Source organism: Muricomes intestini (genome assembly GCF_004346165.1).
Taxonomy (GTDB): domain Bacteria; phylum Bacillota; class Clostridia; order Lachnospirales; family Lachnospiraceae; genus Muricomes; species Muricomes intestini.
In genome coordinates this window covers 40,737-54,186 of the sequence record NZ_SLZZ01000001.1, presented here as the reverse complement: position 1 = coordinate 54,186, position 13,450 = coordinate 40,737, and the positions used below count along the sequence as shown (strand labels likewise).

At 39.2% G+C, this 13,450-nt stretch carries 9 protein-coding genes; 1 reads left to right on the top strand and 8 read right to left on the bottom strand.

From position 1 onward, the window contains the following. Positions 1-12: 12 nt before the first annotated feature. The 8 genes from EDD59_RS00215 to allE form a co-directional block, all read right to left on the bottom strand. Positions 13-1,254: a Zn-dependent hydrolase gene (locus tag EDD59_RS00215; protein WP_132377806.1), complete on the bottom strand. Its 1,242-nt coding sequence runs from the start codon at positions 1,252-1,254 to the stop codon at positions 13-15. Between the two features lie 192 nt (positions 1,255-1,446). Continuing rightward, on the bottom strand, positions 1,447-3,117 hold the full coding sequence (locus tag EDD59_RS00210; protein ID WP_132377804.1) for a PucR family transcriptional regulator: 1,671 nt from the start codon (positions 3,115-3,117) through the stop codon (positions 1,447-1,449). 219 nt (positions 3,118-3,336) lie between these two features. Next, positions 3,337-4,578 carry a M20 family metallo-hydrolase gene (locus EDD59_RS00205; RefSeq protein ID WP_132377802.1) on the bottom strand — a complete coding sequence of 414 codons (1,242 nt, stop codon included), beginning with the start codon at positions 4,576-4,578 and terminating at the stop codon, positions 3,337-3,339. 253 nt (positions 4,579-4,831) lie between these two features. Continuing rightward, positions 4,832-6,442, bottom strand: a complete 1,611-nt coding sequence (locus EDD59_RS00200) for an L-lactate permease (protein WP_132377800.1) — start codon at positions 6,440-6,442, stop codon at positions 4,832-4,834. Between the two features lie 15 nt (positions 6,443-6,457). Further along, a complete protein-coding gene (arcC, locus tag EDD59_RS00195; protein WP_132377798.1) occupies positions 6,458-7,393 on the bottom strand; it encodes a carbamate kinase in 936 nt (311 codons plus the stop codon). A gap of 16 nt (positions 7,394-7,409) precedes the next feature. Next, a complete protein-coding gene (gene fdrA, locus EDD59_RS00190) occupies positions 7,410-10,412 on the bottom strand; it encodes a bifunctional FdrA/YlbE family protein (protein ID WP_132377796.1) in 3,003 nt (1,000 codons plus the stop codon). A 19-nt stretch (positions 10,413-10,431) separates the two neighbouring features. Further along, positions 10,432-11,484: an ureidoglycolate dehydrogenase gene (gene allD, locus EDD59_RS00185; protein ID WP_132377794.1), complete on the bottom strand. Its 1,053-nt coding sequence runs from the start codon at positions 11,482-11,484 to the stop codon at positions 10,432-10,434. 25 nt (positions 11,485-11,509) lie between these two features. Continuing rightward, the gene (allE, locus tag EDD59_RS00180; RefSeq protein WP_132377792.1) at positions 11,510-12,298 is read right to left on the bottom strand and encodes a (S)-ureidoglycine aminohydrolase; all 789 of its coding nucleotides are present in this window, start codon (positions 12,296-12,298) and stop codon (positions 11,510-11,512) included. Positions 12,299-12,591: 293 nt separating this feature from the next. Here allE and EDD59_RS00175 point away from each other — a divergent pair, with 293 nt between their 5' ends. Then, entirely contained in the window at positions 12,592-13,449 is an 858-nt protein-coding gene (locus tag EDD59_RS00175) for an alpha/beta hydrolase (RefSeq protein WP_132377790.1), read from the top strand. Position 13,450: the final 1 nt, after the last annotated feature.

Below are 13,450 nucleotides of genomic sequence, written 5' to 3'. Positions count from 1 at the left end.
ACTTTTTAGGGTTTATTCTGCTACATCATCTACTTCAAGAATTGTTTGAAGTAATGCATTGCATCCTTGTTCAATATCTTTGTCCAGTGTCTTTTCATATCTTGAATGGCTAATTCCATCTACACTTGGCACAAAAATCATGCCTGTTGGAAAAGCTGCCGTCATAATTAGTGAATCATGAAAAGCACCACTTGGTACGATTTCATATTGAATGCCTAATTTTCTCACAGCACATTCAATTGCATCTTTTACCCAACCAGCCATTGGTGCGGGTTCATGATAAGAAATCTTTGTAAATGTACAAGTCTCTCCCATCTCGCGGCAGATTTGTTCTATATGTTCTTTCGCTTGATTGCAAATATTCTTAATGACTTTTTCATCCTGATCACGCACTTCTAATTGGAAAGTACAACTTCCTGGCACTACATTTACAGAATTTGGAGTTACCTTAATTGTTCCTACAGTGCCAACCGTGTAATGATTTCCACAAGATTTAATGATATTTGGTAACTTTGCAATAAATTTGGCTGCTGCTGCAAGTGCATCTTTTCTTTCATCCATAACCGTACTTCCAGCATGATTCGCCTCTCCTTCTATTGTTACTTCATAGCGGAGCACACCTGCAATTGAAGATACAATTCCAATCGATGTTTGATTCCTATATAAAGAAGCACCCTGTTCAATATGTAATTCCATAAAACAGTGAACAGAATCTTTGTCTCTCTTAGCTTTATATGCATCCATTACAGAAATACCACATTTCTTCATTACCTCGCTGCGCTTTTCTCCATAAAGATCTGTGTCATTTTCTGATATGCCAAGTTTTCCGCCTGCTATTGCGCTACTTCCAAGAAGTCCATTGCCGAATCGAAATCCTTCTTCATCCGTAAAAACAATCACTTCTAATGGGTGATTTAACTGATAATGATTTTCCACCAAAGTTTCACAAACCTCCAGGCCGCCGATACAGCCAAGAGCACCATCATACCTTCCCCCATCGGGAACAGTATCAAGATGAGAACCCGTCATAATCACCGGAAGGTCTGGATTTCTTCCTTCTAATCGCACAATATTATTACCAGCTTCATCAATCCTGGGGTCTAAGCCTAACTTGCGAAAATAATTTTGGAATACTTCCCTGCCTTTTAAATCTTCTGGTGAAAAAGCCATTCGCGTGTGATTTCCATCTTCGAGCAAGCCACACTGATATAGCTCTTCCAAGCGTGAGAGAACCCTTTCTAAATTAATTCTCATAACTGCCTCCATTCTTTTAGCATTTCTCCAATATGACATCCATTTATTTATGGATTTTATTTATTTATTGACTTTATCTATTTTATACTTTTATTATAGATAATTTTTTAACAAATTACATCGTTGTAATTTGATAAAAAAAGAAAGATAGTTTATCTAGTGTAGATAAACTATCTTTCAGTTACAATATTTTTATATGTAATCCTTATTATGCTTTTCTATCATTTTATAGACAACTAATCCAATACGGAATGCTAAAACTTCATTCGCATTATCAAAGTCAATTCCCGTAATTTTAATGATTTTTTCTATACGATAAGATGCTGTTTTGTAATGTACATACAAATCTCGTGCTGTCTTTGAAAGATTCAAATTTCGGTCGAGATATGTCTTTAAAGTTATCAATAAGTCATCCCTTTGTGGTCTCTTATAATCTAACAACTTCTTAAGCCCTTCCGGAATATATTCCAAAAGTTGTTCCTGCTCATTCAGCTGGGCTAATAATTTAAAGATTCCAAGATCGGAAAAGAGTATAACACAAGAATCTCCGTCTTCAGATATATCTCCGGCAATGTCTATAAACTTAGATGCTTCATTTGCTTCTTTAAAGCTCTCCGGCAGATTTATAATTCCTTCTACAACTTTTCCTACACCGGCCTTTGCTTTCAAGTTCCTTTTTCTTTTTGCTATATAAGACTGAATTTCCACAACAGCACGGCGTATTTCTATGCGGTATTCTTCTTGGGTTTGTTCTTCTCTCACTTCCTGAATCACAACAATCCTATCAATTTCATTATGAACTCTTACGTTCTTCAGCGAATTAACAATTGCATCTGCAAGAATATTCGTGCCTTTCACCTGTTCCTGTAAATCAATGCTATTTTTTCGTGAATCTTCCAGGCCAAACACGATCACGCGAAAATGTCCGTTGAAAGAAACACCCAATAAACTCGTATTCTTCCTTAATTCTTCCACAGAGTGAATTTTTCCATTTAACAAATTATGCATAATATCGTTCTGAAACTTCTTTTCTAATTCCAGCACTGCATATTGTTTTGCAAACTCAAGTTGAAGTGCATTAATCGCACTTTCCGTTGCGATGCAATCCATAACATTAAATTCTTGATTTTTCTCAGTTATTACAAGGTGTAACTTTTCCTCAAAATTTAATTTAACCTTAATCAAATACTGTACGTATTTTCCTTTTTGTCTCCGATATTTGTAGTTGGAAAATATCTCCGGCTCAAAATTCCGCGCATTATTTTGAATTTCAAATTCTTTTTCTGCATCATCACTTGCAGCAACACATGCCGTATGACGGTCAAACACAGCTACCGGGTTATCGATAGATTTTGAAAGAACATCTATGATTTTCTTTATCGCTCCATCGAAAGAATCGGCCTGAAGTACAAGTGCCTCAAAGTTATCATGAGTTGTCTTAAAATACTTAAGCCGTGTTACTTCTTCATTGAACAAATGCTCCATGATAAGACTCATAATATTCCGAAAAGATATGTCAAATGGGACATCTAATATCGGTATTTTATGTTCAGCTGAGAATTCCATCAATACTTTTATTTTAAGATCCGCATTGTCTACATTTCTTCCCCTTTTTAGAGCAATTGCACTAACCTCTTTTCCTGCCAGCTCATTCAAATATTCTAAAAATGCTGCAATGCTGCAATCTTTAAATGCATAAAGTCCAGTAAGCAGTACTTCTCCACCATTAATAAACTTTACAATATCCGGGGCCTCTATAATAGTAACTCCCTTGATTTCATTGTCTAATCCTTCATTTTCTGATAGAACGCTTACACCCTCTAGCTCTTTTACCTGAAGAAGGTACTTTACACTGATTCCCATACTTAATCCTTCCACAAAACACAAATTTTGTCTATATTATGATACCAGGGTCAAAAGGTCATGCGTTTCATGCCTGCATGAAAAAGCATGACCTTGGGGCCCCTACATCATATTATACTAAAGATTACATAATTCTTCAATCAAAAACGGGAAATTAGCGTTTGCCAACTCAAGTATGTTTTCTGGAATACCTATACCTCAAGGAACTCTTTTTGTCTACTATCTCATCAACAGATCTTTTGTAAGTTTTTCCATAACTACTGCCGCTTTTGCAAATTCACTATATTTTGTAAATTCTACCGGACAATGACTTCTGCCTTCCAAGCTTGGTACAAATAACATAACCGTCGGGATGACCTGGCCGATTTCAAGTGCATCATGGCCTGCTCCACTTGGAAGCCGTTTATATGTATATCCTCTTACTTTACATTCTTCTTCCATGATATCAAGCATTTCTTCTGATAATTGCACAGGTGTAATTGTAAGCTTATTATCCATCTCAAAGCTTCCGCCATACATCTTAACTTCCCTTTCCAATGCACATCTGATACGATTTGCAATATCATTGATATTATCATTATTTCTTGAACGAATATCAACTGTAAACTGAACCTCTTCTGCAACAATGTTCATGCCGCCAGGCACAGTATTAATATAACCTACAGTAGCAACCGAGCCATCCGCTTTTTCCCTGGCCCAATCACCAATTTTGGAAATTACCTTTGCAGCTGCATCTACAGCATCCATTCTCATATCCATTGGTGTTGTTCCTGCGTGGTCCGCCCTTCCATGAACTGTTACCATGTATCTCTGAATGCCTACGATACAATCTACAAGCCCGAGGTCAAAACCTTCTGCATCAAGTACAGGCCCCTGTTCAATATGTACCTCTAAGAAATGCCCGATACTGCCTTCTTTCCAGGCTGCATCTTTTATTTTTTCCGGATCAAGCCCATATTCTTTCATCGCGTCATACACCGTAATCCCAGAAGTATCTGCAAACCTCTTAGTATAAGCAACATCACGGTTTCCAAGCATTGCTCCTGAGCCAAAATATCCGGTACAAAAACGCATACCTTCTTCATCGCAGAAGCCAACTACAACAAAATTCCTCTTAGGAACAAGCCCTGCATCTTTTAATTGTCTTGCAACCTCAATTGCACAAATAACTCCACCAATTCCGTCGTAATCTCCCCCATTTACCACAGAATCATAATGAGAACCCATCAAAACACTTGGTGCTTCAGAATCTTCTCCTTTTAACACACCAATTACATTTCCCGCCGCGTCTTCTGACACCTCAAGTCCTGCTTCCGTCATAAGTTCTTTCAAATAATTTACAGCCTCTCTGGCCTCTTTTGTAAATGGTAATCTTGTACATCCGTTTCCTGGTGTTGCAGTATACTGTTTCAGATGTTCAAGGTCTCTGGCAATTCTCCCTGTAATTTCTTCAATTCCCATATGTATCCCTTTCTCTTCTTACCTTTCAAGAAGTGGTTTTGTTCTATATATTCATATGATGTAGGGGTCAAAAGGTATTTTTCCCCCCTGATACCTACGGATTGCTCCGCACTTTGTGCTCCCGCAATCCTAAAAACATTCGAAATCCGCCCTATTCGGGCTACTTTCTCATGTTTTATGGGTTCCAAGGTCATGCTTTTTCATTCAGGCATGAAACGCATGACCTTTTGACCCTGGTATCATTCATATACTTTTAAATCACAATACAGACAAACAAGATCGCACCTATGACCAATGCTGCAGCTGTTGTGATCGGTATAATTTTCTTTAATACTTGACCTTCACTTCCGAGAATTTCGGCTGTTGTTGTTCCAAGAATAATCTTTCCCGGACTAATCGCACTTCCGATTGCCCCGCCGGTTGTCTGTGCTCCTAAAATTGCAGACTGGTTTACACCAAGGAATTTCGCTGTCGTAACCTGGAAATCCCCAAATAAGATATTGGAAGTCATATTACTTCCTGTCATGAATGATCCAATCATTCCGACTACCGGCGCCAAAATTATATATACTTTACCAAGTATATTTGCAATTCCATCTGCAAGAACCATTGTCTGACCGGTTCCGCCCATAATTTTTGACATAATAACCAAACTAATAACAGCGATACCTGATGGCATTGTCATGACCGCTGATTTTAAAAATGCAGCCTTCGCTCCACCTTTTTTGATCCACCCGTTTTTCTTAAAATATATAAGTCCTGCGATTGCAGAGATGAATAAGAACATGCTCGCATGTGTAAATGGTGCCAGCGGTGAAAAATGCTCAACTGCTTCATTTATAAAACCATAACCTGTCTTAGTCTCCGAAAATGCAAACGAAATGGAAAATTGGCCAAGGACTCTATTCACAGGCCCTATCATCAGAACAACAATTGTAACTACAGTTAAAAGAATATAAGGAATAAAAGCCTGAATTAATGTCATATTTGCAGGTGCTTCATCCTTTTCTTCTGTCTCTTTTGTTCTGTCCATAATCGGGCTGTCTTCAATTCTCCACTCATCTTTGTACATTTTCATACGTCCTAGTAAGAACAATACAACCAAAGATATGCAAGCAGGTATAAAACACGAAATTGTTGTATTTATTTGTGTAAGTAGGAGTTCTCCTCCTCCTTGAATGACAGACAAGATAACCACTGCCAAAAGCCCTTTTTTAATGGCTTTTCCTTTTCCATAAAACCAGCATATTACAAGTCCTGTGATTAAATCAAAAATCCAAATAAAAAGTGCACTCCACAAAGCTGTTTTAAAATACTCTGCAGAACCTTCAGTGATCTTTGTAGCAACCACCAGGGAATCCCAAGCTGCACCTAGAGTTCCAAAAGTATTGCCCCATGCCTGCCCTAAAAGTGGAATAATAACAGCGTAAAGTGGATTTACGCCAATACCGATAAGAAGAGGTGCCCCCACAGCAACAGGAACTCCAAAGCCTGTAATTCCCTGAAGGAAACTTTCTAGAATCCATCCAAGGGCCAATACCACCAGAAGCTCGTTTGGCAGTAATTTTTTCATTCCATTACGAATAACAAGAAATGCTTTTGCCTGATCAGCTACCTGATATAAAAGAATTGCGCTCCAAACAATCAACAATATAGGCAGTGCACTCCATATTCCTTTTGCACTTTCTGAAGCAATTAATTTCATATCTGCTTTATAAAATGCAAATCCTGTAATCGCTGTGATAATCAGCCCAACAGGAGCAGCCTTTGTCCCGCCCCACTGAAACTTAATCATCAAGATTAATAATGCTGCGATTGGCAAAAAAGCCATAATCCACATAAACAAATTTGTTGGTACGTTCATTATCCATCTCCTAAATTACTTATATATCACTGTCCCTGTCTCACCGGCAATTCCTGCTGCGGCTTTTTCAAGTTGTGTAATCAGAGTCCGGCGTCCCTCTCCAGATTCAGCAAAACGGATTGCAGCTTCAATTTTGGGCAGCATAGAGCCTTTTGCAAACTGTCCCTGTTTAATATACTCTTCTGCCTGCTCTACCGTCAAATCACTAAGCCATTCTTGATTTTCTTTTCCAAAATTAATTGCCGCCTTTTCGACTGCCGTCAGAATAATTAATAAGTCTGCGTTCAACTCTTTTGCTAAGAGACTGCTGGCATTATCCTTATCAATCACCGCACTGACACCTGAAAGTTTTCCATAGTCATCGATTACCGGAATTCCACCGCCTCCACATGTGATTACAATATGACCTGCTTCTAACAGAGTTTTAATCGTCTGAAGTTCACGGATTTTCTTTGGCATTGGGGAAGCGACTACAATTCTGTAGCCTCTTCCTGCATCTTCCATACATTTAATGCCATCTGCTTCTTTTTTTTCTGCTTCTTCTCTTGTTAGAAATCTTCCGATTGGTTTTGTGGGATTTAAAAAGGCTTCGTCTTCTTTATCTACCTCTACCTGTGACAGGATTGTAGATACCTTTTTATCTATATTTCTACTATATAATTCATATTTGATTGCATTTTGAAGATCAATGCCAATATAGCCCTGGCTCATGGCAACACTCGCGGGAAGTGCAGTCTGTCCATATTCCGACTGGATCATTGCGAGATTATCCATAGCATTTTGGATCATCCCAACCTGCGGGCCATTTCCATGTGTGATTACCAGATTCAACCCTTCTTCTGCCAGATCCACAATTACTTTCGCAGTCTTAGCAACAGCCTCTTTCTGTTCTGCACCATTCTTCCCAAGCGCATTTCCCCCAAGTGCAATCACAACTGTGTTGTTATCCATATTAATTCCCCCAATATCAGCCTTCGAAACCAAGTTTTTTCGCATATGCCGCAATTGCTTTTTGGAAGCATTCAATTGGCGGATGTACAGTACCTGCTCCAATTTGACCATATCCCGCAGTCTTATGAGCAATACCTGTATTGATAACTGGTGTAATACCTTTTTCAACAACCAATCTTGCATCGATTCCAAGGCATATTCCCTGGAAATCCCATGTCGGGACTGTGAAATTTGGGTTTCTGCTAATACAGATTTCAGTCATCTTATTACTTGTACAAAGTGCATCTTTATATCCGCCTGCACCAATGAATCTTGTTACTGCAGGAGCTGCAATCATTGCCATTCCTCCAACACCAAATGTCTCTGTAATCGCACTGTCGCCCATATCCGGGCAGGCATCTTCTCCATCATATCCCGTAAAGTACAGACCTTGAGGAGTATTTACCGGGCCCGTAAACCATTCATCCCCCATACCTGCAATACGTATGCCAAATTCGTAACCATTTCTGCACATTGCCGTAACAATGGTGCCCGCCTGGATCATGCGAGCTCCGTCCATAACAGCTTTACCTGTCGCCATCATAATGTTAAGAAAGAACTGATCTGTATCTGCAAGAAATTTAATGACATCGTAACGATCTTTTTCATTCATATCAAATGCTGTAATGTATGGTGCCACTTCTTTTAAGAATGCAAGAGAAGCAGCTATATTTCTCTGATGGAACTCATCTCCCATAGCAACTGCTTTTGCAATTAATGGATTGATTGCAAGACCGTTTTCCATTGTACGAAGTACTTTTCCAAGTGTTGGACCAAGTACATCCCTCATCCAGCGAAGTCTCTCTACAACTTCTTCTGAATATGCCCCGAAACGAAGTACTTTACCAATACCTTCATTCATTGTACAGTATGCATGATTTCCATCTGTTTCATTTTCGACAACGAATACAGCCATATTAGGGGATGTGATCCCCCCCATTGGTCCAACTGCGTTTACATGATGACAAGGAATAAATTTCACTTCTCCACTTTCTAAAAGCTTTCTGGCATCAGCTTCATCGTCTGCCCATTCTTCGAATAGTGCAGCCCCTACACAAGAGCCCTGCATTGGATCTGGCATGTTCTCATATGCAACCGGTGGACCGGCATGAAGAATTACTTTTCCTTTATTCAGTTCTGGAATCACTTCTTTTGCACGGACATTATCTTTCAATACCGGCTGACTTGCCACCACTTTCGCAATAACACTCTGATTGGCCTCATCAATTTCTTCATAATGCCTCAGGAAATTAAGAGTCTTAATCAGCTCAACGTCTCCACCTGCTGGCGGCATCCAGTCATACTGAACCACTTCACATTCGAACTTTTCTGCAACTTCGGCAAAGCTCTTAAGCCCAACGTTAATAATATGTGGTTTGTCTGAAAGAAGATGGCGAAGTTTCTCAGAAGGTGTATGTTTTTCTACCTCTACAACTTTTTTTGCACGGATTTCTTTCACTGGTTCTTTGAAATCTCTTCCAATTGCACGAATTGCTGTACGGCATGCAAGTTTATTATTTTCACATACAATAACGCCTGCATCTTTCAGCTTTTTAACAGCTTCATCATATCCCTGATAGTCTTTCCTTGTTCCGCAAACAGTTGCAATGAAGAATACTCTTCTTCCTGTTTTTTTTGCTTTGTCACGGAGACGGATAATAGATGGAAGAAGTGCTCCTGCCATGTCTTCATGTGATCCATATCCCAGCATAATATCAAGAAGAATCACACCCGTTGACTCATCATCGATTGCATTTTCCATGCACTCAATTCGCTTTGCCGGATCAATCATCGGATGTGGTTTTCCTTTTGTATATGCATCATCACCAAGGTCAACTACAATATTGCCCTCTAACTGAAGCATATATCCTTCAATATCCTCTGGTGGTACTTTTACATCCATTGCATCTTTGATGAGCATCGCTGCTTCATTTGCGAGTGTTCCACCTGAATAGTATGCTTTAATTGTCTTATTTTCTTCTGCTTTGAAAAACTCTGATTCGTCTGCATCGGCACTTGCTTCTGGAGCTTTGGTCCCTCTTACAAGACTAACGGCAAGACGTGCAGCTTCATCTAATGTATATGCGTGGTAGAAGTTTTCCTCATGATATTCTGGTTTTTCTCCCACAAACAGCGTAACAACTGGTTTACTGAAGTTGCTCAGTCTATCGGAAATGTTATCTCTTACCTCTTTTGCCGGTGGTTTAGAAACAATAATTAAAACCTTTACTGTATCATCATCTTCCATAGCATCAATCATGTCCGCCATCGTGATACCGCCAACTGCAGCATTGAGGTCACGTCCGCCAATTCCGATTGCATTCGTAACCCCTTCACCAAGTCTGTCAATAATTGTCGTAAGTTCCTGGATACCTGTTCCTGAAGCGCCAATAATTCCTATAGAACCTTTTGACACGTTATTCGTAAATGCAATAGGTACTCCCTGAATAATTCCTGTACCACAATCAGGTCCCATAACTGCCAGTCCCTTTGCATGCGCTTTTTCTTTTAACGCTTTTTCATCTTCAATTGTTACGTTATCACTATACAGGAATACATTCATGCCTTCATCCAGTGCACGCTCTGCCTCAAAAGCCGCATATTCACCTGGAATAGAAATAACTGCAAGATTAGCATCCGGCTGTTTTGCCAGTGCTTTACCCCAAGATTTTACACTTTCAGTTCCTTTATTCTTTGCATTTACTGTGGATTGTTTCTTAAAGAAGTCTTCCATCTCTGCTTCGATTGTATCAAGAAGACTATCCTCCTCCACATCAGCAACAATAACAAGATCATTGGCAGATGCTTCTTCAAGCGCCTCTGTTGAAAGTCCGCTCTGTCTGTAAATATCTTTATTGGCCGGTGTTGCCATCATAATAGATACTTTCTTAACACCTTTAATCGTTGAAATCTTATTTGTTAAAAGCATAAGAACAACGGAATCGTGATAGCTTCCTTTTTTTACAACTGTTTTTAACATCTGTTTTCTTCCTTTTCCCTTAGTCCGCGAATCTGTTTTTATGATCATAGCGGTTGAAGTGAATTGCATCACTCTTCAGATAATCTACCAATTCATCAACCACTTCAATTCCGCCCTCTGCATAAGCTTTATCTCTTCTCATAATTGCACGTTCTCCAGGATAATATACTTTTCCATATCCTTTTGCTGCAGGCATTTCTCCAAGTTCATCAAGCACCATTGACATCCTCTTTTTGAATTCTTCTGTACCGATAAATCTTGCAGGATCTATTACAATATGCATCTGTCCTAATTCTCTTCCCTTAGAAAGGTCATGATACATAGAACTTACATGCTTTCCAAACGGTACTCCAAGAAGTACGCCTGCGAAAATATCAACCATCATCATAAGTCCGTATCCCTTTGCACCTGCAATCGGGACTAATGCATTTACCAAATACGGATCTGTCACAGGCATTCCTTTTTCATCTACAGCCCATGTATCCGGAATAGATACCCCTTGTGAACGTTTGTCAAGAATCTTCCCCCAGGCCTGAACAGTTGTTGCCATATCAAACACGACCGTTCTGTCATCTGCTGTAGGAGCTGCAAACGAAATTGGGTTTGTACCATAATATGGCTCTGTTCCGCCATAAGGTACTGCCATCGGATCTGACTGGCAGAATGTGACTGCAAGAAGATCTTCCTTTGCAGCCAGCTCTGAATAATATCCAATAGAACCACTGTGTGACATATTTGCCATGCCTACGACAGCTATCCCATTTTTTCTAGCCATTTCAATTCCTTTTTTCATTCCTTCTTCTGCTACTACATAGCCAACCCCATTGTCTCCGTCAAAGATTCCACTGCAGGGCCCAGTCTCTTTCCATGTAAAGTTTGGTTCTGTTGTGATGCCACCTTTAGAAATTCTTTCTGCATAATACTCTACACGGACAGCTCCATGGGATGCATATCCTCTCTCATGGGCCCATGTAAGAATTTCGGCCGTTGTCTCAGCATGTTCTTCCTTTAGGCCTGCTGCAATTAATTTATTTTTCATTAAGCTTTTTAGCTCTTCCCGAGAAAGTCTCATTACTCCATACCGTCCTTATAATGAATTATAAAGCAACATCTCTGTTACAATCTTTTGAGTAAATATAAACGAAATCTTCCTCACGTCCTACTGCATAGCAAGCCTGCGGACAATAAGCATCAAGAAACATATAATCACCTGCTTTTACAGGAATCCATTCATCATCTACACGATATATGCCTTTTCCAGAAAGGAAGTACATACCATGCTCTTGAATATGAGTTTCAATATATCCATGAGAAGCCCCGAGTTTGAACTTCAAAATATGCATGTTCATATCAAATCCAAGATCCTTTGCTGAGGGAAGAAGATCTTTACTGTGGCAGTTTGCCATTCCTTCATATTCCATCCATTCCATGTTGTTTACATTGTTAACAACCGTATAAGCATTATATCCTTCCAAAGCTTCATATCTGCGTCTGTAAACATACAATTTGGCATCCTCTGTTCCCTTGCTTTCAAATGTGATATTGTTTCCTGCCGGTGAGAAAATGTATCCGCCTGCTGTAAGGTCAGCTTCTTTGTCATCATTCTTCACAGATACTTCACCGGAAATTATATACAAGAAAGATTCAATTCCTTCTCCTCCTATTCCTGTATTTTTTCCTCCCTCATGTACTGTAATGAGATAATCCGCAAATGACGCTCCCATAGATGGTGACCCAAGAATTGTTACGTCACAGTTTGAGTAACCAGGAACAATATTTTTTACCAGTCCATCTGGCTCAAGAATTACATAATTTCCTTTTTTTACTACTGTACGGGTTTCTAAAAGATCCTCTCGATAACCTACCTGATTATTTAAATAACTCATTTTTCATATCTCCTTTTTTTATATGATTATATTAATTAGTTTTTATAGTATCATTATGCCCATTCATAACTTTTTTTTCAATCCTTACTTTAGACAAAGTCATTCTATTTTTTTATCCATTTTATCCTCTTTGTTAATAAATTAACATTTTATTATTTTTCTTGTTTGTGCTATAATATGCTTTATATATGGGAGTTTTTTATGATTTTTCTATTAATTCAGACTTTTTATGCAAATAGGATTTTTTATCTAATTTGTATCCATTCAAATTATATCAAATAAGGAGGATTCTTATGTTACAGACAAAGAATATCAAACTTCAGGATAAGCCCTTTCTAAAGTCAGCTACTATTTACACCGATTTCGAGGTTAAGCTCAGAGCTTGTGTCTTGTATTTTCATGGGGGAGGACTTCTGTATGGCAATCGTGAAGATCTGCCAGAGCTTCACAGGGGTCTGTTTACGCAAGCTGGATATGCAATTATCTCTTTTGATTACCCCCTTGCTCCAGCTGCCCAAATCGATCAGATTCTGGAGGATGTGTGTAAATCCATAGAGGCATACTTAAATCAGATAATTCCTGGTGTTCCTGCAAATCTTCCTTATTTTCTCTGGGGAAGATCTGCAGGTGCATACCTCTGTCTGCTTTCTGCAGCCAAAGGAACTTTTTCCAAAAACCCTTGGGGAATAATTTCTTATTACGGATATGGCTTTCTTTGCGATAATTGGTTTGAATGCCCGAGTCCTTTTTATCTTCGGATGCCGGCTGTTCCTAAATCCTTTTTAGAATCTCTGCCTCTGGAAACCCATAGCTTTGGCCCTATGGACACGCACTACAGTGCCTATGTATATGCCAGACAAAAAGGTACCTGGACGTCTTTCTTTTACAGAGGACGGAACAGTCAGTTCCTCATGAACTATTCTTTGCGCTGTGTAGATACCTTTCCCTGCCCATTATTTTGTGCTCACAGCATCAACGATCCCGATGTGCCATATGATGAATTTTTAAACCTCTGCAGCAAATATAATACGAAGCGCTACATCTCTGCATCCACAGGGCATGATTTCGACCGGACCGACAGCCCCTTTTCAGTCACTCAACTTTTAAATTCTACCATCCAATTTTTAAACAACAGGCTGCAAGATACTTAAC

Coding starts and splice junctions, on each gene's coding strand:
- allE (WP_132377792.1), bottom strand. CDS start 12,298: ATGAGTTATTTAAATAATCAGGTAGGTTATCGAGAGGATCTTTTAGAA.
- EDD59_RS00215 (WP_132377806.1), bottom strand. CDS start 1,254: ATGAGAATTAATTTAGAAAGGGTTCTCTCACGCTTGGAAGAGCTATAT.
- EDD59_RS00175 (WP_132377790.1), top strand. CDS start 12,592: ATGTTACAGACAAAGAATATCAAACTTCAGGATAAGCCCTTTCTAAAG.
- EDD59_RS00205 (WP_132377802.1), bottom strand. CDS start 4,578: ATGGGAATTGAAGAAATTACAGGGAGAATTGCCAGAGACCTTGAACAT.
- arcC (WP_132377798.1), bottom strand. CDS start 7,393: ATGGATAACAACACAGTTGTGATTGCACTTGGGGGAAATGCGCTTGGG.
- allD (WP_132377794.1), bottom strand. CDS start 11,484: ATGAGACTTTCTCGGGAAGAGCTAAAAAGCTTAATGAAAAATAAATTA.
- EDD59_RS00210 (WP_132377804.1), bottom strand. CDS start 3,117: ATGGGAATCAGTGTAAAGTACCTTCTTCAGGTAAAAGAGCTAGAGGGT.
- fdrA (WP_132377796.1), bottom strand. CDS start 10,412: ATGTTAAAAACAGTTGTAAAAAAAGGAAGCTATCACGATTCCGTTGTT.
- EDD59_RS00200 (WP_132377800.1), bottom strand. CDS start 6,442: ATGAACGTACCAACAAATTTGTTTATGTGGATTATGGCTTTTTTGCCA.